16 protein-coding genes are annotated in these 23781 nt (G+C 75.7%); 4 read left to right on the top strand and 12 right to left on the bottom strand.

Annotation, left to right across the window (positions count from 1 at the left end; translation table 11 throughout):
• Window positions 1–395 precede the first annotated feature (395 nt).
• Window positions 396–1136, bottom strand: a complete 741-nt coding sequence (locus ACFXAM_RS09930; protein WP_380289314.1) for a hypothetical protein — start codon at window positions 1134–1136, stop codon at window positions 396–398.
• 688 nt (window positions 1137–1824) lie between these two features.
• Here ACFXAM_RS09930 and ACFXAM_RS09925 point away from each other — a divergent pair.
• On the top strand, window positions 1825–4770 hold the full coding sequence (locus ACFXAM_RS09925; RefSeq protein ID WP_380289312.1) for a BTAD domain-containing putative transcriptional regulator: 2946 nt from the start codon (window positions 1825–1827) through the stop codon (window positions 4768–4770).
• Here ACFXAM_RS09925 and ACFXAM_RS09920 read toward each other — a convergent pair.
• A complete protein-coding gene (locus ACFXAM_RS09920; RefSeq protein ID WP_380289310.1) occupies window positions 4759–5280 on the bottom strand; it encodes a hypothetical protein in 522 nt (173 codons plus the stop codon). The two genes, ACFXAM_RS09925 and ACFXAM_RS09920, sit on opposite strands and share 12 nt — an antisense overlap.
• A gap of 271 nt (window positions 5281–5551) precedes the next feature.
• On the opposite strand from ACFXAM_RS09920, the gene ACFXAM_RS09915 reads away from it, so the two are divergent.
• On the top strand, window positions 5552–6538 hold the full coding sequence (locus ACFXAM_RS09915) for an EamA family transporter (RefSeq protein ID WP_380289308.1): 987 nt from the start codon (window positions 5552–5554) through the stop codon (window positions 6536–6538).
• Here ACFXAM_RS09915 and ACFXAM_RS09910 read toward each other — a convergent pair.
• The 3 genes from ACFXAM_RS09910 to ACFXAM_RS09900 form a co-directional block, all read right to left on the bottom strand.
• The gene (locus ACFXAM_RS09910; RefSeq protein ID WP_380289306.1) at window positions 6489–7937 is read right to left on the bottom strand and encodes an SMI1/KNR4 family protein; all 1449 of its coding nucleotides are present in this window, start codon (window positions 7935–7937) and stop codon (window positions 6489–6491) included. The two genes, ACFXAM_RS09915 and ACFXAM_RS09910, sit on opposite strands and share 50 nt — an antisense overlap.
• A 121-nt stretch (window positions 7938–8058) precedes the next feature.
• Window positions 8059–10632 carry a BTAD domain-containing putative transcriptional regulator gene (locus tag ACFXAM_RS09905; RefSeq protein WP_380289304.1) on the bottom strand — a complete coding sequence of 858 codons (2574 nt, stop codon included), beginning with the start codon at window positions 10630–10632 and terminating at the stop codon, window positions 8059–8061.
• A gap of 635 nt (window positions 10633–11267) precedes the next feature.
• Window positions 11268–11786 (bottom strand): DinB family protein, encoded by a 519-nt coding sequence (locus tag ACFXAM_RS09900; protein WP_380289302.1) that lies wholly within the window; start codon window positions 11784–11786, stop codon window positions 11268–11270.
• A gap of 380 nt (window positions 11787–12166) precedes the next feature.
• Here ACFXAM_RS09900 and ACFXAM_RS09895 point away from each other — a divergent pair, with 380 nt between their 5' ends.
• Window positions 12167–12979, top strand: a complete 813-nt coding sequence (locus ACFXAM_RS09895) for a class I SAM-dependent methyltransferase (RefSeq protein ID WP_380289300.1) — start codon at window positions 12167–12169, stop codon at window positions 12977–12979.
• A 108-nt stretch (window positions 12980–13087) separates the two neighbouring features.
• Here the strand turns inward: ACFXAM_RS09895 and ACFXAM_RS09890 are convergent, their stop codons facing one another.
• Window positions 13088–15088, bottom strand: coding sequence for a flavin monoamine oxidase family protein (locus ACFXAM_RS09890; protein ID WP_380289298.1), 2001 nt, complete (start codon window positions 15086–15088; stop codon window positions 13088–13090).
• 251 nt (window positions 15089–15339) lie between these two features.
• On the opposite strand from ACFXAM_RS09890, the gene ACFXAM_RS09885 reads away from it, so the two are divergent.
• Window positions 15340–16776 carry a non-ribosomal peptide synthetase condensation domain protein gene (locus ACFXAM_RS09885; protein ID WP_380289296.1) on the top strand — a complete coding sequence of 479 codons (1437 nt, stop codon included), beginning with the start codon at window positions 15340–15342 and terminating at the stop codon, window positions 16774–16776.
• 80 nt (window positions 16777–16856) lie between these two features.
• Here ACFXAM_RS09885 and ACFXAM_RS09880 read toward each other — a convergent pair whose 3' ends face one another.
• From ACFXAM_RS09880 to ACFXAM_RS09855, 6 genes are all read right to left on the bottom strand, one after another.
• Window positions 16857–18380: a M1 family metallopeptidase gene (locus ACFXAM_RS09880; protein ID WP_380289294.1), complete on the bottom strand. Its 1524-nt coding sequence runs from the start codon at window positions 18378–18380 to the stop codon at window positions 16857–16859.
• Between the two features lie 176 nt (window positions 18381–18556).
• A complete protein-coding gene (locus ACFXAM_RS09875; protein WP_380289292.1) occupies window positions 18557–19438 on the bottom strand; it encodes a sulfurtransferase in 882 nt (293 codons plus the stop codon).
• 97 nt (window positions 19439–19535) lie between these two features.
• Window positions 19536–20612 carry a class I SAM-dependent methyltransferase gene (locus ACFXAM_RS09870; protein WP_380289290.1) on the bottom strand — a complete coding sequence of 359 codons (1077 nt, stop codon included), beginning with the start codon at window positions 20610–20612 and terminating at the stop codon, window positions 19536–19538.
• 119 nt (window positions 20613–20731) lie between these two features.
• Complete coding sequence (locus ACFXAM_RS09865; RefSeq protein ID WP_380289288.1) at window positions 20732–22393, bottom strand: beta-N-acetylhexosaminidase; 1662 nt, start codon at window positions 22391–22393, stop codon at window positions 20732–20734.
• 213 nt (window positions 22394–22606) lie between these two features.
• Window positions 22607–22933, bottom strand: a complete 327-nt coding sequence (locus ACFXAM_RS09860; RefSeq protein WP_380289286.1) for a hypothetical protein — start codon at window positions 22931–22933, stop codon at window positions 22607–22609.
• A 153-nt stretch (window positions 22934–23086) separates the two neighbouring features.
• The coding region (locus ACFXAM_RS09855; RefSeq protein WP_380289284.1) for a polysaccharide deacetylase family protein at window positions 23087–23781 on the bottom strand (695 nt) is incomplete at its 5' end.

The raw sequence follows: 23781 nt of genomic DNA, 5'->3' as shown, positions 1-23781 counted from the left end.
CCGCCCGGAAGCCGTCACCACCGCCAGAAGGGCGAGCGTGGCGGCCATCCACACCACCACCTCACCACCCCGCTCGGGCCTCGGAAGCCGCCACCACCGGCGAGAGCGAACAGGACGGCCACCCCGACCTACCGGCCGACCGCCCAAGCCTCGCAAGCCGCCGCCACCGGGGCGACCCGGCCCACCACCACCGCCGGGAGGGAGGCGCGGCAGCCAACCCCACCGCCGACCCCCCAACCCCACTCAACCAGCCAACCACCCCGCCTCAGGCACCGTCACCACCGCCGGGAAGGCGCGACCAGCGGCTACGGGTACCACCCCCCACCCCACCCCACCCCACCCGGGCCTCAGAAGCCGCCGCCACCGGCGAGAGCGAACAGGACGGCCACCCCGACCTACCGGCCGACCGCCCAAGCCTCGGAAGCCGTCGCCACCGGGGCGACCGGGCCCGCCGCCACCGCCGGGACGGCGGGCATGGCGGCCACGGGTGCCGCCGGTTCGGCCGGCAGCACCCGGCCCATCGACAGCCGGGCCGGCTGGGGCTGGACGTTCCCGCAGGCCCTGAGCACCGCCGGGACGACGCCCACGTGGTGCCCGGCGGCGACGGCCGGCACCTCGCCCCCGCCCGTCACCGGGCGCCCGGCCTGGGCGGGGACGCCGGGAAGCGCAGTCACGCCGTGCGTCGGCACCGCCGGGGCCCGGCCCCCCACCGCTCCGAAGTCCGTGCCGGAACTGGTCCGCGTCTCCCCGCGCGTGCCCGGCGCCGGCCCCGCCGCGGGGGACGCCGACTCGCCCGTGCGGTCGGTGACCGTTCCGGACAGCCGCAGGATCAGGTTGCGTTCGGTGGGGTCGCCGTTCGGCCAGTCGCAGTCCTTGCTGCGCACGATCCGGCTGCGCGCGCCGCTCCGCGAGGTCTGCCACGGGTACGGCAGCACGCGGACGTTGGGCCGCCAGCCGACGCCGGGGACGCAGTGCTGGAGCTCCAGCTCCCACTCCTCCGCCCGCACGTCCAGGGAGGCTCCGATCCGCCCCTCCAGCACGAAGGTGCCGTACGGGGTGTGCACCACCACGCGCTGCTCGTAGTAGGCGTCCTTGTCGAGGACCGTGATCCGCAGCGGCCCGTTCATTCGCAGCATGATCGCCCTTCCCGGCGGTCGAAGACCCGCGGAACCGCCACAGCCCCGCCACCCTGGTCGACGGCGCATCCGGAGGCCCGGGTTCACGGGCCGTCGGCCGCCGCACCGGCCGGTGAACCGGCGGCCGCACCCCGGCCGTTGAACAGCGGACACGGGTCGTTCCCGTCCGGTGCGCCGCACCGGGGCGAGCGGCCACGGAGCCCTGCGCACCGGTTTCCCCTTCGGGCAGGCGGGCCCTCCCCATCGTGCACACCTCCCGAACCGCCGGGCAGGCGCCCGGCACCGGACGGCCGGCCACGGTTGGGACCCTGGTCCCAGGCCGGACCACTGCCCGTCCACCGCGAGGCCGCCCGCACCACCCGTCACACCCGCCACAGCGCTTCCCGACGGGCGGACCCCCGGGCCGGGCCCCCTCTGGTTTGCACCCGGAACACACCTGCCCGGCCGTGCCCCGACGCCCGGGGCCGCAACCCCGGCCCCCCGGCCCGTCGTCCCCGACCAGGAGGACCGCCGCCGACCCGTCGCCGCGGGGACGACGGACCGGCTCCCGTCAACCCCCTGACGGTCCGATCCCCACCATTCCCGAAACCGTGCACCGAACGTCACAAACCGCACTTTCAGCGTGGCTAGACTGCGCCCCGCACAGGGACGGAGACCCTCGTCCACCCGCTCTCACCTGGGAGAATCCGTGTTCGTTCGGCTGCTGGGCCCGGTGGAACTGCGGACCGCCGACGGCCGGTCCGTCGAGCCCGCCGCCGCCAAGCGGCGCGCCACGCTCGCCCTGCTGGCGCTCGAACTCGGCCGCACCGTCCCGGTCGGGCGGTTCTTCGAACTGCTCTGGGGGGACACGCCCCCCGCCCAGGCGCGGGCGGCGCTCCAGGGCCACATCGCCGCGTTGCGCAAGCTGATCGCCGGCTCGGACCTCGTCCTGTCGACCCGTCCGCCCGGCTACCGGCTGGACGGCCCGGACCACGCGGTGGACTCGCTGCTGTTCGGTCAGCTGGTGGCCCGGGCCGCGTCGGAGAGCACCCCCGCCGGTGACGAGGCGGCGGCGGGGCTGCTGCGCCGGGCGCTCGACCTGTGGCACGGTCCCGCCGCGCTCGCCGACCTGCCGGAGACCGACCTGCGCGACGCGCTCGCCGACCGCCTCCGCAAGGACCGGGCGCTGGCACTGGAGGCCTGGGCCGAGCGGCTGCTCCGGCTCGGGCGGGGCGCGGAGGCGGTGTCCGAACTCGACCGCGCGCTGGAGGCGGAGCCGTGGAACGAGCCGCTCGCCGCCCTGCTGGTGCTCTGCCTGAGCCAGGCCGGCCGCCCCTGGGACGCGCTGAACACCTACCACCGCACCCGCCGCCGGCTCGCCGCCGATCTCGGCGTCGGCCCGGGCGCCGCCCTGCGGTCGGCGGTGTCCGGGCTCCTCTCCGACGATCCGGCCCGCCGCCCGAGCGGCGCCGCGCCCGCGGGCATCATCGGCCTCCCCCTGCCGGACAGCACCACCGCGGCCGCCCCGCGCTCGCCGCGTGCGACGTCGACGCCGACCCTGTTCCCGAGCTGCAAGCCCGGCCTCCGCCCCGCGGCCGCCCGACCGGCACCTGCAGCCGCACCCGCACCCGCACCGGCAGCGGCAGCGGCACCGGCACCGGCACCGGCACCGGCACCCGATCAGCTTCCGCGCCCCGCCGCCGGATTCGTCGGTCGCACCGCCGAACTCCGGCGCCTCGACGAGCAGCTGAAGGGCGGAGGAAGCGCCGGTGCACGCGTCGGCGTCCTGGTCGGCCCGCCCGGCACCGGAAAGACCGCCACCGCCGTGCGGTGGGCGCACGGCGCGGCCGCAGCCTTCCCCGACGGGCGGCTCTTCGCGGACCTCAACGGCTTCGGCCCCGGCCGCCCCGTCGACCCCTCCGCCGCGCTCGCCCGGTTCCTGCGCGCCCTCGGGGTCCCGGAGGCCGAGTTGCCCGGGGAACGGGCGGCCCGGGCCGCGCTCTACCGGTCGCTGACCCGCAACCGCCGCCTGCTGGTGGTGCTGGACAACGTCCGCGACGCCCGGGACCTCGCCGATCTGCTGCCCTCCGGCCCGCACGGCGCGGCCCTGATCACCAGCCGCAGCAGCCTGGAGGACCTGGTGGTCACCGAGGGCGCCGCCCCGCTGCGGCTCGGCCCGCTGCCCGCCGAGGACGCCCGCCGCCTGCTGGAACACCTGCTCGGCGACGCCCGGGTGGCCGCCGAGCCCGAGGCCGCCGACCGGCTGGCCGAGCTCTGCGGCCGGCTGCCGCTCACCCTGCGGATCGCCGCCGCCCGGCTGGCGACCCGTCCGGCCTGGGCGATCGGCGATCTGGTGCCCGAACTCGCCGACGAGCGCACCAGGCTGCAGGCCCTGGAGACGCGGGGAAGCACCAGCATCCGCGCCGCACTCGATCTGACGCTCCGTCATCTACCCGGCACCGCGGCCCATCTGCTGGCGCTGCTCGCCGTCCACCCGGGCACGGAGACCGACGTCCCGGCGGCCGCCGCGCTGCTCGGCGCCGACCCCGCCGAGGCCGGCGGCGCGCTCGCCGCCCTCGCCGCGCACCACCTGCTCACCGAGATCGCCCCCGGCCGCTACCGCCGCTGCGACCTGGTCCGGTTGTACGGCGCCGAACTCCTCGACGCCCGGCCGGTGGCGGAGCGGACCACCGCCACTGCAGCCCTGGCCGACCACTACCTCGCCGCAGTGGCCCACGGCGCCGCCCTGCTCCAGCCCGCCCCCGGACGCCGCACCGGCCCCGCCGCCCGGCCCCGCTTCCCCACCGTCCGCTCGACCCTGGACTGGTTCCAGGCCGAGGAGCCCGCCGTCCGGGGCCTGGTCGCCGCCACCGACGAGACCGGCGACCCGCACCGCGCCTGGCAGCTCGCCTACCGCGCCGACGGTCTCTACTACAGCGTCGGCCGGCACACGGACCGGCTGGCCTGCCTGCACACCGGGCTCCACGCCGCCGGCCGCACCGGCGACCCGGCGGCCGTCGCCGCGATGGAGGCCGTCACGGCCCGTGCCCTGAGCGGCCGGGGCCGGACGGCGGAGGCGCACCGGCTGGCCCGGCGCGCGGTCGACCGCACCTCCGGGACCGACGACACCGTCCGGGTGCAGGCCCTCACCGTGCTGGCCGTGACCACGGCGGCCGGCGGGCGGCCGGCCGAGGCGGTCCGGCTGGGCGAGCAGGCGATCGCCCTCGCGGAGGCGCACGGCCACGCCGAGCACGCCCCCTACGCGCTCAGCAACACCGCCGGCCTGTACGGCCTCGCGGGCGAGCCGGCACAGGCGCTGCGGCGCGCCCGGGAGGCCCGCGCGCTGCTCGCCGAACATCCGATGGCCGTCTTCCACCTCTCCGCGATGATCAACGAGGCACACGCCCTCCAGCTGCTCGGCCGGTCCGCCGAGGCGGAACGGGCCTGGCGGCAGACCCTGGAGCGCTGCCGCCTCGCCGGGGCCGTCCATCTGCACGCGGTCGCCGAACGGCACTTCGCCGACTTCCTGCTGGCGGCCGGCCGCGCCCCGGAGGCCGTCGGCACGCTGCGCGCGGCCCGCGGCCTGTACGGGCGCCTCGGTGACACCACGGTCGTCCGCGAGCTGGACGAGCGGCTGGCGACGTTAGCGGGCTGAGGGCGCTCCGGGGTCCGCCTCCCGGTCCGCCCGGTCCGCCGCCGGGGAGTCCGCCGCCACCGCCGCCCCGGCCGGAGCGACGACCGCCGCCCCGGGCTCCCCCAGCAGTTCCGCGGTCAGCACGGCCACGCCGTCCTCGCCGAAGCGGTGCAGCAGCAGCGCCACCCACTCCACCGCCTGTGCCCGCTCCAGCGCCGTCCACCGCGCCGCCGAGGGGTGCTCGTCGACCACCAGCGCCTCGGCGATCATCCGCAGCCCGTCCGGGACCACCGTGCGCGGACCGCGCCGCCCCAGGCCGTCCACGGCCAGCCGCCGGGCGGCCGCGACCACCACCGCCCCGTCGGCCGGTGGCACCGCCCACCCACCGCCGGGCCCACCTCCGCCGGGCCCGCCGTCGTCGTCCTCGGCCGGCTCGGCCGCGAGCCACCCCGCGACCAGTTCCCGGACCCCTGCCTCACCCGCCGTTTCCGCCATGGCCGCCAGCTTGCCAGCACCTCGTCCTGTGGTCATCACCGTCACGGTGACGAGTACGGCTGCCGCCCCGCCCCGCGTTCACCACCGGTCGCGGGCCGGGACGGCGCGGACGGTAGCATCGCCGCATGACCTCGTACTGGCACGTCGTGCTGCCACCGCTGTCCGCCTGACCGGGCGCACACACCGGCACGCCTGATCCCGCGACCCCGGCCGGCCCGCAAGGGCGCCGGGGGTCCGTGTCGTGCGCCCGTTCCGAATCCAGTCCGCCTGCCGGAATCCCGGAATTCGACAACGGAAGTCCACGACTGTGCCGAACCGCACCTCCACGCCCGCACCCGCGGGCGGCTCCCGCACCGCGCCCGCCACCCCCGCACCGGCCCGCCGTCCCGGCGCCCTCGCCGGTCCGCTGCCCGTCCTCGCCGCCGCCGTGCTCTGGGGCACCACCGGCACGGCCGGTTCCCTCGCCCCCGCCGGCGCCCCGGCGGCCGCGATCGGCTGCGCCGGACTGGCCCTCGGCGGGCTGCTGCTCCTGCTGTCCGACCGCACCGCCCGCTCCCTGCCCAGGACGTGCACGCCCCGCGAACGGCGGCTGCTGCTCCTGGGCGCGCTGGCCGTGGCCGGGTACCCGGTCACCTTCTACCCCGCCGTGGCCCGGACGGGCGTGGCGGTGGCCACCGTGATCGCCCTGGGCAGCGCCCCGGTCTTCACCGGCCTGCTGGCCTGGCTCACCGGCGGCCCCCGGCCCACCGCCCGCTGGGCGGGCGCGACCTCGACCGCCGTGCTCGGCTGCACCCTGCTGGTCCTCGGCCCGCAACTCGGCGGCGGCGGCACCGCGATGGACCTCCCCGGCGTCCTGCTGGCGGCCCTCGCCGGTCTCTCCTACGCGGTCTACTCGCTGGTCGGCGGCCGGCTGATCGCCCACGGCCACCCGTCGGCCGGGGTGATGGGGGCGATGTTCGGCGCGGCCGCCGTGCTGGTGCTGCCCGTGCTGCTGACCGGCGACCCCCGCTGGGCGGCCACCCCGCGCGGCGCGCTCGTGGTGCTGCACCTGGGCGTGGTGACCACCTTCCTCGCCTACCGCCTGTTCGGCCGGGGCCTGCGCCACACCTCCGCCCAGACGGCCACCACCCTGACGCTGGCCGAACCCGCGGTCGCCGCCGTCCTCGGTGTCGCCGCCCTCGGCGAACGCCTCACCGTCGTCTCCTGGACCGGCCTCGCCGTCCTCGTCCTCGCGCTCGCCCTCCTCACCGCCCCCCGCCGCCGCCCCCGCCGTCGTCCCCGTCCCCGCCGCTGAGCGATCGGCCCTCGGCCGCGGACGGGCCGAGGCGACCCTCGACGGTGGTGCGGGTGATCAGCGGCCGGTCCCACAGCGCGAGGACGGCGTTGGCCACCGCGACGAGTTCCGACGGCCGCTCGTCGCCGCGCACCTCGACCGCGGCGGCGGACAGCCCGGGCGGGACCGCCCCGGCGTCCAGGAGCACGCGCCACTCGTCCGGCCCGAGGGCGAGGTACTCCAGCCCCGGCAGGCCGGCGACCTCCAGCGGGTCGGCGAGCGTGCCGGGGCCGGCGACGAGGGTGCGCACCCTCGGCAGCCCGGCGATCGGCGCGAGGCCGAGGGGCGTGCCGCCCGGCCGGCCACCGCCGCGGATCCGCACGACCTCCAGCTCGGGGTGCGCGGCGGACCCGAGCGCGTCCGGCCCGTGCCCGCCACCGGTCACGGCCGTCACCTCGGCCGTCACCTCGGCCGGCCGCGGCTCCGGCGGGCCGGCCTCCCGGACACCGCGCTCGAAGCGGTTCAGGACCAGCCCGGTCAGGGACTCGCCGTACAGCTCGGCGCCGATGCTCTCCTCGTGGCCGATCAGGACGACCTGGCCGAGGTGGCCCCCGGGGCCGGGCGTCAGGTCGACGGCGAAGGTGTCACCCCCGTTGCTGCCGAAGGCGATCCAGCCGGGCGATCCGACGAGTCCCTGGACCGCCGCGCCGGGCGGGGTGGCGACCGCCGTCGTCGCCGCGTGCCACCACTCGCCCCTCCGGAAGGTCGGGCCGAAGGTGAACAGGTGCTCCAGGGAGGAGAGTTCGCATCCGACGGCGGACTCGGCGGCCTGCTGTTCCGCGAAGTCGGCCTCCCAGTCCCCCGATCCGTCCGGTCCGGGCGGGAAGACCCTGGTCACCCGGTAGAGGGCTTTGAGCTCCTCGGGCAGGGCGACGCCGAGCCGTTCCTCGGTGGCGGCGATCTCCTCCTCGGTCACGCCGACGGCGTCGGGGAGCCGCTCGCGCAGCGTCCGCTCCAGCAGCTCCGGGTCCGCGGACGCCGCCGACACCGCGCCGGGCACCGGTTCGGGCCGGCGGCGCCAGGGCTCGGCCACGGCGCCGTCGACCAGGACGAGCGTGCCCCGGCCCGGGCTCCGGGGGCCGGGCGGGAGCTCCACGGCGGGGCCCGTCTCGCACACGTGCAGCACGGTCCCGCCGTCCGGTGCGGTCTCCGCCGCGAACACCACCTCCCGCACCCCCGCCTCCACGAGCGCACGCTGCACCGGCGCCGCCGCCCGGTCACCGGACTCCCGGTCGAGGGGCAGACTCCAGGACGCCACCGCGACGCTTCCCGTCATCGCACCGGTACGGGCGGCCGGGCGGCCGGCCCGCAGGAGCGTCAGCAGCGGCTCCCAGGTGGCGAAGGCGTGGAGCGCGAGCACAGGAGTCCTCCGGGGCGTCCGACGGCCGTCGGCGACGGCCACGGTGACCGTACCGGCCGCCACCGACAGCCGTCCGCCGTCCGCCGTCCGCCGTCCGCCGTCCGCCGTCCGCCGCCGACCCTCACGGCTCCAGCGCGGCGAGGCGGCGCGCCAGCGCCGGGTCGGTGCGGCCCTCCGCGGTGTGCAGGGCGAGGGCGCGCCGCCAGCAGTCGGCGGCGGCCCCGGCGCGGCCGAGTTCGGCGAGGACGGCCCCGTTGAAGTCGAGGGCGAGGAGGGCGAGCCGGGTGTCGCCGCGCTCCTCGGCGACGGCGAGTGCCTCGCGCGAGGCGGTGAGCGCCTCCTCCACCCGGCCGAGGACCCGCAGGGCCTCGGCACGGCTGAAGCGGAGGGTGCCCTGGAGCGGGTCGCCGGGGTGGTCGCGGACCAGGCCGAGGGCGCGGTCGATGTGGGCGAGACCGCGCTCCGCCTCCCCCGCCCGGTACAGGCAGTGGGCGAGGTGGTCCAGGGCACGGGCGGTCGCCGGCCCGTCGCCGCCGGCCTCGCAGGAGGCGACGACGCGCTCCAGGACGGCGATGGCGTCGTAGTTGCGGCCGGACGCGGCGAGGGTGCCGGCGAGCGCGGTGAGGCAGCGGTCGCGGACGGCGGCGTCCTCGACGTCCCCGGCGTCCGCGACGGCCCGTTCGGCGACCGCGGCGGCCTCGGTGAAGCGCTTGCGGGACACCAGGGCGAGGCCCAGATCGGTGCGCAGCCGCAGCCGGGCGGCCCGGTCCCCGAGGCGCTCGGCCGCGGCCAGGCCCTCCCGGGCGAGTTCCTCCCACCCGTCCAGGTGGGCGCCGTCCTGGTAGTGCAGCGGCCCGCAGCCGTGGGCGAGCCGCCAGACGCCGGCGTCCAGCCCGTCCGCGGCTCCGGCCCTGACCAGGGCGGGCAGGGCGGGTCGCACCCGGCGGAACCAGTCGGCGGCAGCGGCCCGGTCCCCCGCCGCGCCCTGTCCGCCGGAGACGGCCCCGGCGGTGTCCGCCCATGCGTCCAGCAACCGGCGCAGCGCGGCGGTCCGCTCCACGGCCGGGAGCCCGTCGGCGAGTTCGGCCGCGTACCGGCGCACCGGCCCCGGCCGCACGAACCACTCCGGCCCGGCCTCCTCCACCAGCCGGGCGGCCGCGAGCGCCGCCAGCACCTCGCGCGCCCGGGGCGCCGCCAGCTCCCCCAGCGCGCCGACGTCCCCCGCGTCGATGCCCGACCCCGGCAGCAGGCCGGTCAGCGCCAGGACCCTCGCGGCGTCCGGCGGCAGGGCCCGCCGGGCGACCCGCAGGGCCGCCGCCACCCCGTCGTGCCCCGCCCGCCGCTCCCGTTCCAGCTCCGCCGCCAGCGCGGCGACGCTCCCCCCGCCGGCCGCGAGCCGGGCGCCCACCACCCCGACCGCGAGCGGACGTTGGTCGCCGAGCGCGGCCAGCCGGGCGGCGGCCTCCGGCTCCCGGGCGATCCGCCCGGATCCGGCGGTCGCGGCGAGCAGGCCGGCCGCCTCCGCGGGGGCCAGCGCGCCGAGCGGCAGCGGGACGGCACCCTGCCGGGCGACCAGGCCGGCGGCGAGCCGGGCGCGGCCGGTGACCAGCACCAGCACCTCGGGATGACCGGGCAGCAGCGGCTCGACCTGCTCGGCGGAGCCGGCGTTGTCGAGCAGGAGCAGCAGCCGGCGTCCGGCGGTCAACGCGCCCAGCAGGGACGTGCGTCCGGTGGTGTCGCCGGGGAGGTCGTCCGCGCCGAGGTCCCGCAGCAGCACGGCCAGGGCGGCGCCGGGGGCGAGCGGGGCGGTGTCGTCGTCGCCGTGGAGGTCCACGGTGTGCCGGCCGTCGGGGAAGCGGTCGGCGTGGCGGTCCGCCCAGGCGCGGGCGAGCCGGGTCTTTCCGACGCCGGCGGGGCCGGTGAGCAGCAGGGGACGGCCGTCGGCGGTGTCCACGGCCGCGTCCAGGCGGGCGAGTTCACCGTCACGGCCGATGAATTCCCGTGATTCGGACGGGGGTTCGCCCTCCGGCCCGGAACGCTCCAGGCACCGGGCGAGCAGCACGGCGGCGGTCCTCCGGCGCGGCTCGGCGGCCAGCAGCGCCGTCAACTCGGCCACCGCCTCCGGCATTCCGCCGTCACCCGCTCCGGGCCGGGCGAGCGCTTCGACCGCGAGCCGTTCGACGGCCCGCCACCGGGCGGCGGTCAGCCGTGGCCCGGCCTCGGCGGCCAGCCGGGCGGAGCCGCAGCCGTCGAGGGCGGGGCCGCGCCACAGCGCGAGCGCGGTGCGCAGCAGGCCCGCGGCGTCGGCGAGCGGCTCACGGTCGACGGCGGCGCACAGCCGCGCGAAGCGGTGCGCGTCGACGGCGTCGGGGTGGCCGAGCAGCGCGTAGCCGTCGCCCCGGGAGACCAGGTGGAGGCCGTCCGGGTCCTCGGCTATCGCACCGGCGGACGCCGCACCGTCGGCGGCGGCCGCGAGCAGCCGGCGCACCCCGGTGACGTGCCCCTGGAGCGCGGACCGGGCGGTGGCCGGCGGCGCGGCGCCCCAGAGCAGGCCGGTCAGCCGCCCGGCCGGAACGGTCCGGCCGAGCTCCAGGGCGAGCGCGGCGAGCAACGCGCGCCGCTTCGGCCCGGGTTGCGGCAGTGCCCTGCCGTGGTCGTCCTGGAGCTCGAACCGTCCGAGCAGATTGATGCGCACTGCCGCTCCCCACCGCGTTCCGATCAGTCGATCAGGGGGAGAGCATAGGGAATGTCTGGATTGGTCCACACCTCTCCTGGTGAGCGCCCGTTGTCCCGAACTGCGCCGCCCCTGGAGCCCCATGACGAACCGTCGTCTCATGCGTCACCCCGGCGGGAGCCGGCGGGGCGGTGTGCGCGACGGCCCGGCGCGGGCACCTGCACGTCGCCGAGAGGACCCGGGCCCCACCCGGCACCCCTCCACGGCCTCCCGCACCGAAGCCCTCCGGCGAGCACGGCACCAGCCCCGCCACCGGGCCGAGCCCGGCGCCGGGCGGCCGGGGGAGGCCGGCCCGCAGGCCGACGACCAGGAGGTCGTCGGAGACCCGGCGGATCCGCCGGTCGGGCCCGGCCGCGACCGGCCGCTCGACGTCCGCCCCGGTCCGGCAGCCGTCGAGGCCGTGCAGGGTAGGGACCAGCGCGACCGTGGCGGGCAGGTCGGCGGTCCGGGTGACGGCGCTCCCGGCGCTCCCGGCGCTCCCGGCGTTCACGGGGGCGATCCTCGCAGCGGCCACCGACACCCACCGCCCGGCGCACCCGCACGTCCTGACCGCCGGTCACCAGCGGGGTGCGCTCGGCCCGGTACCCGGCGGCAGGTCAGGCCCCGACCGAGCCGTCGACGGCCTCGCGCAGGAGGTCGGCGTGCCCGTTGTGCCGCGCGTACTCGTGCATCAGGTGCAGCATCACCAGCCGCAGCGAGACCTCCGCCTGCCAGCGCGGCTGGTACCCGGCGACGTCCAGCGACGCCGCCTCCCGCTCGATCCGCCGGGCGTGCTCGACCTCGGCCTCCCAGGCGGCGAACGCCTCGGCCCGGTCGGCGCCGCTCGCGTCGTACGCGGCCTGGTAGTCGCCCTCCGGGGACCAGAGCAGCGGGATGTCCTCGCCGTTGATCACCCGCCGGAACCACGTCCGTTCGACCTCCGCGAGGTGGCGCACCAGGCCGAGCAGCGTCAGGGTGGACGGCGGGCTCGACGCCAGCCGCAGCTGTTCGTCCGTCAGCCCGGCGCACTTCATCGCCAGCGTCGCCCGGTGGAAGTCCAGGAACGCCCGCAGCGTCTCCCGCTCGCCGCCGGTCAGCGGTGGTGCGATCCGTCCGTCCCCCGTGTCCGTCCCCATGCCGCTCCCCGTCCCACTCGTGTCCGAACGATCCGGCGAGCAGTCTCCCAGGGCGCACGGCCGCCGCGCCGGTCAATTTCTCCGGCGCGTAGGGCCCGAAGGGGGTACGGCGGGGGCACCGGGCACGCCGCGCAGCGGTAGGGTGCGGGGGCGAGGGAGCCGATGCCACGACAGCAAGCATGCTCATCATCCCGTATCACTCACCACCCGATTGGCCTGCGTGTTGTCGCGCGAAACCCCTTCCTTCGGGTAGTTCCGTTCTGGGCATGTTTGGGTACGTACAGCGGCGCGCGCCCGCGGAGCCCGGAGCACCGGCTCTCCCGCCCGTCGCCACCCCCCCATCGGCCGCCGCCACTACACACGAGGAGCCCGAGCGAGCCATGAGCCAGGACCGCATCCCCGGACCGGTACGCCAGACCTACGGTGCCGACGATCTGTCACGGGCCGCCGGCTTCGGCGGTGGATTCATCAACTTCGGTGACTGGAGCGGCATCCGCACCACCGCGCCGACACCCGAGGACCGGGTCCGCAGCCAGGAGGACCTCTACCGCCGGGTGCTGCGCGCCTTCCCCGGTCCGCGGGAGTCTCTGCGGCTGGGCGAGGTGGGCTGCGGGCGCGGGCTGGGCGCGGCGCTCGCGCTCTGCGAGTTCCGTTTCGCGGCGGTCACCGGCGTCGACATCCACCCGGACCAGATCGAGCGCGCCCGCGCGGTCAACGCCAAGGCGCTGGCGACGTTCCCGGACCGGCTGGCCTACTCGCTGGGCTCGGCGGACGACCTGCCGTTCGCGGACGCCTCGCTGGACGGCGTGTACTCGGTCGAGGCGGCGCAGCACTTCCGGGAGCTGACCGGCTTCGCCCGCGAGACGGCCCGGGTGCTGCGGCCGGGCGGGCGGCTGGTGGTCACCACGTTCTTCACCGCCGCGGGGCCGGACGTCGCCGAGCGGCTGAGCATCCTGCTCGGCAGCTTCGCCAACGGCCTCGACGTCGCCCACCCGCTCGACGCGTTCACCGCCGACCTCGCGGCCGCCGGGTTCGGCGACGTCGCCACCGAGTCGATCGGGACGGACGTGTGGCCGGGGCTGGACCGCTTCCTGGAGGGCACCGTCCCGCCCGGCCACTGGACCCGCAACTTCCTCGGCGCCTGGCGCGACGGCCTGCTCGACTACCACCTGGTCACGGCCACCCGCCGCTGACCCGCGGCCCCACCGCCACCCCCACCCCCCACTCCCCCGTCCGTCGTCCCTCGCCCGGAGCGATCCCCGCACTCCACGGGGATCGCCCCGCCCCGGAGGGCCGCCGGCTCAGCCCTGGTGGACCAGCAGCGCCGTCCGGACGGCCGATTCGAGCGCGCCCTCGACCCAGGCCGGCTTGGTCGAGGTGTGGTCCCCCGCGAAGTGCAGCGGCCCCTCGGAGCCCGGGATGTCCGGGAACAGCTCGGTGTGCTGGCCGGGCAGCAGCACCGAGGCCTCGCCGTACGCGTAGTGGTCGCGCACCCACGACTGGGTCTTGGCCTTGGTGGTGAAGAAGACCTCGCAGCGCCGCCCGAAGATCGCCTGCACCCCCGCGAGCGCCCGCAGGTAGCGCTCCTCGTCGGCGTACGCGTCCCACTTGAGCGCGTCGTCCGACCAGCTGTAGCTGGCGAGCACCACGCCGCCGTCGCTGCCCTCCATCGGGTGGGCGTGCTCGAAGTAGACGAACCGGTTGGCGTTGTCGCTCACCGACCCGCCGCCGCGGATGTGCGAGGCCGCCGGGTCGGCGCCGAGCGGGCGGAAGTCCGCGAAGCACGTCCTGAGGTCCTCCGGGACGGTCACCCCCAGCTGCCGCACCGAGGCGTGCGCGCCCAGGTAGCGGCCGTCGGGGACCAGTCCCGCCCGGTAGCGCTCGTAGAGCCCGGCCTCGATGCCGTCCAGCGACGCCTTCCACTCCTCCTCGGTGAACTCCCACCAGCGGCGGGAGAATTCGAGCAGTACCTTGGTGGCGGCGTCGTAGTGCAGTTCGGTGATCGCCCGCCGCTTGCCGTAGCCGAGCGGTGGGTCGAAGGCCACGTGCCGCAGCCCGGCGAACGGGACGGTGATGATCGCCTCGTCGCCCTCGAAGACCTCGGTGACCCCGCCCCGGCCGCTCTGGCAGTCCTCGGAGACGGTGTGCACCCGGACCCTGCCGTCCTGCCGGTCGACCCGCACCGCGCGCCGGTCGACCCGCACCTTGCCCTTCACCGCCGCGTAGAGGGCGTCGACGAGCCGGGCCGTGCCGCCCTTGATCTCCCAGAACTTCGTCCTCGGGTCGATCAGCGCGGCGGACAGGAAGCTGTGCACGAAGGAGAGGTGCAGCCGTGAGGTCACGTTCTGGATGGTGCCGACGAGGTCGATGGTCCGGATGTCCAGCCCGGCCCCCTCGGTGAGGTACCGGTACATCGACCAGTGGCCGTACTGCCGCAGCACCTCGGCCCAGCCCTCGACGAGCGCCGCGCCCTCCTTGCCCCGGACGAGCCGCAGCGCGGGTTCGAGGGCGTCGGCGTAGATGGCGGCGGCGGTCCTGCCGAGGTCGGGGCCGGTGACGCCGAAGCTCCCGTTCACCTCCCTGGGGTCCGCCTCGTAGTCGGCGCGGCGGACGTGCAGGCCGTTGACGTGGATCCAGGCCCGGTTGGCCCGGACCGTCGGGTTCTCCACCTCCACGTCGACCAGCAGGAACTCCTGGCGCGGAAGGTCGTACTTGTCGAGCAGCGCCATCACCAGCGGGTGGCTCTCCGGCAGCCGCATCGCGCCGGCCTCGGCGTACTGCTTGGGGTCGGCGAACGGCTGCTGCCCGTTCTCGTGGCCGCCGCCGCGGAAGGTCTTGATCCGGCCGCCGACCCGGTTGCCGTTGGCCTCGATGACGACGACGTCGTGGCCGGCCCGGTTGAGCAGGTCGGCGGCGAGCAGCCCGGCCGGTCCGGCGCCGACGACCAGGACGCGCTTGGTGGCCCGCGCGCGTCCCGTCGGCAGGCCGTCCCGGACGATCTTCAGATAGCCCGGGACCAGCGGCCGGTCGTGCTCGTCGTAGACGGCGATCGCGCGGGCCACCGTCGTGTACGCCTGCTCGTCGGTGCCCGGCGGCGCGGCGGCCGGGGCGAGGGCCGGCGCCGCGGCCGGGGCGAGCGCGCCCGCCGGCACGGCGGAGGCGGCGGTGAGCCCGGCGGCGAGCACCGAGGCGCCGGTCACCGTGACGACGGAACGCCGCGAGGGTCCGGCGGGGAGCGCCCCGCCGTCGGGGGTGGTGGTCGTGCTCTTCGTGGCGCGAACGCTCACGTCTTCAGTGGTCATGACGCACCACTCTTGGTGCCCACACGACGCGACGGAACCGACATCACCCGGACGAGAACATCAACCACTCGATCGGATTCGGACTCATCTGTTGCATTGACGGCCGGCCGCACCCGCCGGCCGGGGTCTCGACGGGTGTCGGGGCGGTGCAGCAGACTCTCCGGGACGGCTCCCACCGCGCCCCATCCACACCATCCGAACCATCCGCATCGCCCACCGAGTTCGAACCAGCGCATCGGAGAACCACCACGGTGACCACGAGTCGACAACTGGAGATCCCCTTCACCGCCGGCCGCCGCGGCAGCGGACCCGCCACCTGGGGCCAGCGGGCCATCTGGGGCGTCGTCAACCGCGCCGCGCCCGCGGACCGGCCCCGCTTCAACATCACCACCGCCGCCCCGCTCGATCCGGGACTCCCGCTACCGGCGGTCCTGGACGCCCTCGGGCACCTGCTCCACCTGCACGACTCCCTGCACACCCGGCTGCTGCCCGGGCCGGACGGCACCGGCCTGCGCCAGCAGGTCGATCCGGAGGGCCGGCTCACGGTGCACGTCCGGGACTGCGCGGCCGGCACCGGGCGGGAGGAACTCACCGCCGTCGGCGACGCCTTGCACGAGGAGCTGGCCGGGCTGCCGTTCGACTGCGCCACCGAGTGGCCGGTCCGGGCCGGCCTGGTGGTGGCCGACGGCCTGGTCCGGCACATCTCGCTGGTGCTCTCCCACACGGCGGTGGACGGCACCGGCATGGGTCTGCTGGTCCGCGACCTCAGCGAACTCTCGCTGGGCGCGGGCCCGGAGGACATCCGGGCCGCCCGCTCGCCCCAGCAGCCGCTGGAGGAGGCCGCGTTCCAGACCTCGGAGCGCGGCCTGAAGCGCGACGCCAACGCCCGGGCGCACGCCCTGCGCAAGCTGCGCGCCGCCCCGGTCCGGCTGTTCCCGGAGCGCGGCGCGGGCCACCCGGCCGGAGGTACGGCCGGGGACACGGCCGGGGACACGGCCGCAGGTGCGGCCGGGACCGGCTCCGGCGAGCGGTTCCCCAACGCCGTGCTCAGCTCACCCGCCCTGCTGCGCGCGGTCGAGACGGTCGCCGCCGCCCACCGGACCGGCTCCTCCACGGTCCTGCTCGCGGCCGCCGCCGCGATGACGGCCCGGCTGGCCGGCCGCCCGGACGCGGTGCTCCAGGTCGTGGTCAACAACCGCTTCCTGTCCGGCCTGACCGACGCCGTCAGCGTGGTCGCCGGCGACGCCCTGTTCCATCTCCACGACGCCGACGGCGACTTCGGCCAGGCGGTGGGCCGCACCCACGCCGCGTCGATCGCCGCCTACCGGCACGCCTACTACGACCGGGACCTGCTGGACGCGGAGATCGAGCGCCTCACCGCCGAGGAGGTGCCGCTCGCCGACCGCTCCTGCGTCTTCAACGACACCCGCGACCTGCTCCCCAGTTCCCTGGCCGCCCGGGCCGCACCGGTCCCCGACGAGGCCGGGCCCACCACCCTCGACTGGCCCGTCGACTTCGACCCGCGCCCCGGACTGACCTACGCGCTGGACGCGCTGAACACCCCCACCGCCCTGCAACTCGCCATGACCGCCGACCCGGCGGTGCTCCCCAGGCCCGCGATGGAGCGGTTCCTCCGCGGCATCGAGGAGTTGATCCTCACCGAGGAGAAGCGCACCGCCCAGGCCTGAACCGAGCACCGGGGCCCGTCCGTCCGCTCACGTCCGGACGGCCGGGCCCCGGTACCGCTAGCGGGTATGACGGGCGGTCATCACCGGTGCTCGTGCTCGTGCACCGTGTTGGTCTCCTGGATCTTCTTCCAGGACTTCGGCTCCGGCCGCGCACCCGGCCGGGCGCCCGGCGCGAGGCTCGCCGCGGCCGGCGCGGCCCCGATGCCCGAGGTGCCCGCCGCCGGCTTCCCCGGGGTGTACAGCCAGGTGTTGAAGAGCGCACCCAGCGGCTTGCCGGAGATCCGCTCGGCGTACGCCTGGAACTGCGGGATCGTGGCGTTGCCGTACTTGCGCTCGGTCGGCCAGCCCTTGAGGATCCTGAAGAACGCGTCGTCGCCGACGGCGTTGCGCAGCGCCTGGATCGCGATCGCGCCCCGGTCGTAGACGGCGCCGGCGAACTGGTGGTCCGGCCCCGGGTCGCCCGGCTTGATCGTCCAGAACGGGTCGTCGGCCGGGTAGATGTCGTAGATGAAGTCGGCCAGCTCCTGGGTGGTGCCCTCGTTCTCGTGGTCCGACCAGAGCCACTGCGAGTACCGGGCGAAGCCCTCATTGAGCCAGATCTCGCTCCAGCGCTGCACGGAGACGCTGTCGCCGTACCACTGGTGGGCCAGCTCGTGCACCACCACGGAGGTGTTGGAGCCGCGGGCGAACTGCGCGGGGCTGTAGAAGATCTGCCCCTGGGTCTCCAGCGCGTACCCGGTGGGCACGTTGGGCACGTAGCCGCCGACCGTGTCGAACGGGTAGGGCCCGAAGACGCCGCTCAGCCAGTCGACCAGTTCGCCGGTGCGCTCGACGCTCGCCCGCGCCGCACCCGCGTTGGCGCCGAGGTCGGGGCTGTAGGCGGTGATGACGGGCAGGCCGCCCGGGGTGGTGTCCTGGCGGAGGTCGAACTTGCCGACCGCCAGGGTGGCCAGGTAGGTCGCCTGCGGCTTGGTCTGCCGGTAGTTGTAGCGGGTCCAGCCGGGCCGCTGACTGGTGGTCAGGGTGCCGTTGCTGATCACCTGGGTGCCGTTCGGCACCAGCACCGAGACGTCGAAGGTGGCCTTGTCGGTGGGGTGGTCGTTGCTCGGGTACCACCAGGCGGAGCCCTCGGGCTCGTTGGCGGCCACGCCGCCGTCGGCGGTGCGGATCCAGGCGGAGTAGCCGCCGCGCTCGACCTCGCCGGGCTTGTCGGCGTAGCGGACGACGACGGTGATCGGGCTGCCCTTGGCGATCGTCCGGGCGGGGGTGATCTGCAGCTCCTGATCGCCGGAGGTGGCGAAGGCGGCGGTGCGCCCGTTGACCAGCACCTCCTTGACCTGGAGCACGAAGTCCAGGTTGAACCGGGTGAGGTCCTGGGTGGCGGTGGCCAGGATGGTGGTGGTGCCCTCCAGTTCGTCGGTCGCGGGCTGGTACTTCAGCCGAATGTCGTAGTGCGACACGTCGTAACCGCCGTTGCCGGCGTACGGGTAGTAGGGGTCGCCGATGCCCGCGGCGCCCGGGCCGGCCTGGGCGGCCGAGGCGGGGACGGACAGGAGCAGGGCGAGCGCGCCGGCGGCGGCAGAGACGATCAGCCTCTTGCGCACGGGGGTCCTCCACAGGGTCACTGGGACAACGGGTCGGATCGATCCTTGTCCCAACGGCCCCTGCCCTACGCCTGAACAATGAGATGTTCATAAGAAGATACAGGCCGACATCAGGGCGCCGCCGAACGGTGACGGCCCGTCATGAACTTCCGGCGGGCCGTCATACACCGTATGGTTCAGGACCTCTGCTCCCCCAGCGCGACCGGCGCCCGCACCAGCGAACCGTACTCGGTCCACGAGCCGTCGTAGTTCTTCACGTGCGGGTACCCCAGCAGCTCGCTCAGCGCGAACCAGGTGTGCGCCGAGCGCTCGCCGATCCGGCAGTAGGCGATCACCTCGCGCTCCGGCTCCACGCCCTGCCCGCCGTACAGCGCCCGCAGCTCCTCCGCCGAGCGGAAGGTGCCGTCCTCGTTGGCCGCCCTCGACCAGGGGATGTTCACCGCGCCGGGGATGTGGCCGGGCACCTGTGCCTGCTCCTGCGGCAGGTGGGGCGGGGCCAGCGCCTCGCCCCGGTACTCGGCGGGCGAGCGGACGTCCACCAGCACCGCGTCCGACCCCGGCTTGGCGAACACCTCCGCCTTCGCCAGCACCTCGTCCCGCAGCGCCCGCACCTCCGGGTGCTCGGGCCCGGCCAGTCGGTAGGGGCTGTGCTGGTAGTCCATGACCTCCTCGGTCAGCTCGCGCTCCTCCAGCTCCCACTTCTTGCGCCCGCCGTCCAGCAGCCGCACCGGGCCGAAGCCGCGCAGCCGCAGCAGCCAGTAGGCGTAGGCGGCGAACCAGTTGTCGTTGCCGCCGTAGAGGACCACCGTGGTGTCGCCCTCGACCCCGGCGGCGCGCAGCAGGTGCTCGACGCCCTCGCGGTCGGCGTAGTCGCGGCCGACCGGGCTGTGCAGGTCGGTGGTCCAGTTCCAGCCGACCGCGCCGGGCAGGTGGCCGCGGGCGTAGGCCCCGGTGTCCTCGTCCACCTCGACGATCCGGACCGTGCCGTCGTCCAGGTGGTGCGCCAGCCACTCGGTGCCGACCAGCGCCTCGGGGTGTGCGTAGCCGTTGCCGGTCATCGCCGCCCTCCCTTCACGCGGGGACCCTTCGAACCTACGTCCGCACCCCCGCCCCCGGCCACCCGTGACCGGGGCCAGCGGTACGCGGTCAGTACATCTAGGCCGCGACCGGCAGCCGGGCCACGTAGTACTGGTTCAGCGGGTCGCCCTCGATCCGTTCGACGTCCACCGAGCCGAAGCCCGCCTCGGCCAGCATCCGGCGGGCGGTCTGCTCGCCCCACACGGTGCCGAGCCCGGCGCCGCCCTCGCCGAGCGAGACCGTCATGCAGTAGAAGGTCGAGAAGGTGTACAGCGCCGGGGCGAGCGGGTGGCCGATGTTCTCCTCCAGCCGGCTGCTGGCCGCGATGTCGCCCATCAGGAAGACGCCGCCGGGCCGCAGGACGGCCGCGACGGCCCGCATCGTGAGGTCCGGGCGGGCCAGGTCGTGGATCACGTCGAACGCGGTGACCAGGTCGTAGGAGCCGGTCAGCGAGGCGGAGTCGGCGAGCTCGAAGCGGGCGTTGTCCAGGCCGTGCGCGGCGGCCTCCGCCTTGGCCGTGCCGATGCCCTGCTCGGAGATGTCCAGGCCGGTGAACCGGCTGGCCGGGAAGGCCTCGGCCAGCACGTTCACGGCGTGGCCCTGCCCGGTGCCGAGGTCGACCGCGTCGATGCCCTCGCGCAGCCGTTCGGTGAGCCCGGGCACCAACGGCACGATGACGTCCGCCAGCGCCTGGTCGAACACGGCGGCGGTCTCCTCGCCCTGCAGCGACTGGAACCTCGGGTAGGCGGAGTACGGCAGCCCGCCGCCCTTGTGGAACACCTCGACGATCCGCTCCTCGACCTCGCCCATCAGGGCCAGGAACTGCATCATGCCGGCCAGGTTGTCCGTCCCGGCGGCCCGGGTCAGTGACGCGGCGTGCTCGGGCGGCAGCAGATAGGTCCGCCGCTGCGGGTCGTAGTCGACGAACCCGCCGACCACCATGGCGCCCAGCCACTCGCGGACGTAGCGTTCGTCCAGCCCGGCGGCCCGGGCGACCTCCTCACTGGTCGACGGTGCGAGGCCGGCCATGGTGTCGAAGAGGCCGGTCCGGTGGCCGATGCTGGCCATGAATCCCAGGCAGGCGTCGTTGAGCACCTGCACCACACGACCCGCGAACTCCTCCTGTTCCGCCGGGTCCGGTTCCCGTTCGGACATCGTTCCTCCTGCGCCGTCTCGGGATCTGCGCGAACCCCCTCTCGTCACGCTACGCCGCCACCTGCCGATTCCCCACCCCGTTCGCCGTCCCCGTTCACCGCCCCGTTCACCGCCCCCGTTCACGGCGCGGGCCAGGGCACCTCCCGGCGCTTCTCGTAGCGGTACCCGGCGGCCTCCCAGCGCGCGCCCTCCTCCGCGAGGCGGCTCTTGAAGCCGTCCCAGGAGTGACTCTCCCTGCTGGACCAGCCCAGCTCGGCGAGGGCGGGCAGCCGGGGCAGCAGCATCAGGTCGAGGTCCTCCGGGGTGTCCAGGGTCTCCGTCCACAGCGGCGCCTCGACACCGAGCACGGAACCTGCGGGCAGCGGCAGCAGGGTGTCCGGGTCCCACGAGTAGGCGGTCCAGACGTCGATGGTGCCGGCCCAGACCAGCCCCAGCGGGTAGCCGGCCTCGTACTTCATGTCCAGGTAGCTGCGGCCGGACGGCGACATGATCACCTTGGCCCCGCGCTCGGCGGCCTCCTGCAGCTCGACGTCGCGCCCGGCCCGGCCGTCCCAGAACTGGAGCACCCCGACGCCGCCCGGCGCGGCCTGGTTCCAGCCGACCGGCGTCTTCCCGGCGGCCACCACCTGGTCGTTCACCCGCCGCACGAACGCCGCGTACTCGGCCGGGGACATCTTCTTCACCTCGTCGCCGCCGAGGTGCAGGTAGGGACCGGGGGTGAGCCGGGCCAGCTCGGTGACCACGTCCTGGGTGAAGGAGTGGACGGCGTCGCCGGTCGGGCAGAGCGTGGAGAAGCCGACCTCGATCCCGGTGTACGGCCAGGGGCGGGCGCTCCGGGTGCAGTCCAGCTCGGGGTAGGAGGCGAGGATCGCGTTGCTGTGGCCGGGCAGGTCGACCTCCGGGACGACGGTCAGGTACCGCTCCTGGGCGTAGCGGACGATCTCCTGGTAGTCGGCGGCGGTGTAGAACCCGCCGGGGGTGCCGTCGACCTCGCTGATCGCGCCGACCTCGGTCAGCGCGGGCCGGGACGGGATCTCGATCCGCCAGCCCTGGTCGTCGCTCAGGTGCAGGTGGAGGTAGTTGAGCTTGTAGAGGGCCAGGCGGTCGATGAACCCCTTGACCTCGGCGGGGGTGAAGAAGTGCCGGGCGACGTCGAGCATGGCGCCCCGGTAGCCGTAGCGCGGGTGGTCCTCGACGGTGACCGGCGCGACCGTCCACTCCGGGCCGCCGGTGACCGGGCGCGGGCTCTCGATCTGCGGGGGCAGCAGCTGCCGGAGGGTCTGGGTGCCCCGGAAGAGGCCCTCGGGGGCGCGGGCGGTGATCCGCACGCCGGTGTCGTCGGCGGTGAGCCGGTAGCCCTCGGTGCCGGTCGCCTCGGGGAGCGCGGGGTCGAGCAGCAGGCTGATGCCGTCGGCGCCCGGGTCGGCGGCCACCGGGAGCGGCAGCCCGGTCGGGCGGCGCAGCGCCTCGGCGAGCTGCTCGGCGATCCGCCGCACCTCGCCGGCCTGCCGCTCCACGGCCTCGGCCCCGGGCACGGTGCGCACCACGGTGCGCTCGGTGATCCGGTAGCCGAGGCCGGAGCCGGCGGCGACGGAGACCGGTACCGGGACGATCCGGTCGGCGGTGCGCGGGCCGGCGGGTACCGCGACGGCCCCCGGCTCGGCGTCCTCGCCGCCCACCGCCCGCTGCACCCCGAAGCCGATGGCGGCGAGCAGCAGGACGACGGCGAGGACGAGCACTCTGCGGGCCCGGGCGGAGAGCCCGGCGGTTCGAATCGGCACGGTCGCTCCCGGTGTCATCACGCGCTCCACCGGCCGGTGTTCACGGCCGGTTCACCGGAATGGTCTCAACCAATCGCCGGCTTGTCCCGTGCTTCGTACGAAATCGCTTCGCAGACCGCCGGAAGGCCGGACGCCGGGCGGGAGCGGAGGCCGGGACCGCAGGGCGGGAGCGGAGGCCGGGACCGCAGGGCGGGACGGGATCGCCCGCGGGGATCAGGAGAAGACCACCGACCGGACCAGCAGCCGGTTGCCCGCGCGCCCGCCCGGCCGCAGCGCGAAGTAGGTGGCTCCGGTGCAGCCGGCTTCGAGGAAGGCGGTGGCGGTCGAGGCGGTCCCGTTCGCCGGCGCGTACGCCGGCTCCTCCTCGGTGGCCTCCGGCAGGTCGATGCACGCGTGGCTCTTCGGGTCGATCAGCGCACCCGTGAAGTCGGAGCCGTACTTGTAGCGGAATTCGCCGTCGGCGGCGTTGGCGGAGACCGGGACGGCGAGGACGAGCATGATCGCACTGACGGCGGCGAGCAGGGCGTTGCGCAGACGCATGACGGGTGGCCCTTTCAGGCGGTACTCGGTGGCACCTGGGGAATTGGTGCGAGATCACCCTAGAGGCCCAAAAACAGGGGAAACGGTTCTGCTAATCCATCCTTTCGGGTGGTTTAAGCGTATTTCCCGCGACTTTTCCATTCGACCATTTGCTCACCCCGGCGGGGCGGTGAAGTGGTAGCCGGAGTCGATCAGCACCGGGAGGTAGGTCTTCAGCGCCGCCACCGTCTGCGACCGGTCCCCGCCGCCGTCGTGGTTGAGCACGATCGCCCCGGGGCGGACGTCCCGGAGGATCCGGTCGGTGATCACGCCGGTCCCCGGCCGGGCCCAGTCCCGGGGGTCGACGGACCAGGCCATCGGCCGCATGCCCAGTTCGGCGCTCACCCGCAGGGCCGTGGAGGACCAGTCGCCGCCCGGCGCCCGGAACCAGCTCGGCACCTTGCCGGTGGTCCGGTGCAGCAGGTCGGAGGTGCGCTCCAGTTCGTCGCGGACCTTGCCCTCGGAGAGGCTCCGCAGATCGGGGTGGGTCCAGGTGTGGTTGGCGATGTGGTGGCCGCGGGCGGCGATCTCGCGGACCAGGCCGGTGTGCTCGGTGGCGTTCTCGCCGATCAGGAAGAAGGTGGCCCGGATGCCGTACTGCTCCAGCAGGGCCAGGACGGTCGGGGTGTGCCGGGGGTCGGGTCCGTCGTCGATGGTGAGGGCGACCACCCGCTGCCCGGCGTCCAGCTCGTACACCGGCCGGCTCTCGCCCCCCGTCGGCGCCCGCGCGGGCGACGGAGCGGCCGGGGCGGGGGCCGAGGGGGCGGCCGAGGGGGAGGGCGAAGGGGCGGGCGCCACCGCCGTGGGGG

The sequence above is a fragment of the Kitasatospora sp. NPDC059462 genome, from assembly GCF_042749955.1.
GTDB lineage: Bacteria > Actinomycetota > Actinomycetes > Streptomycetales > Streptomycetaceae > Kitasatospora.
The sequence above is the reverse complement of the archived record's forward strand: the minus strand, read 5'-3'. Positions and strand labels throughout refer to the sequence as shown.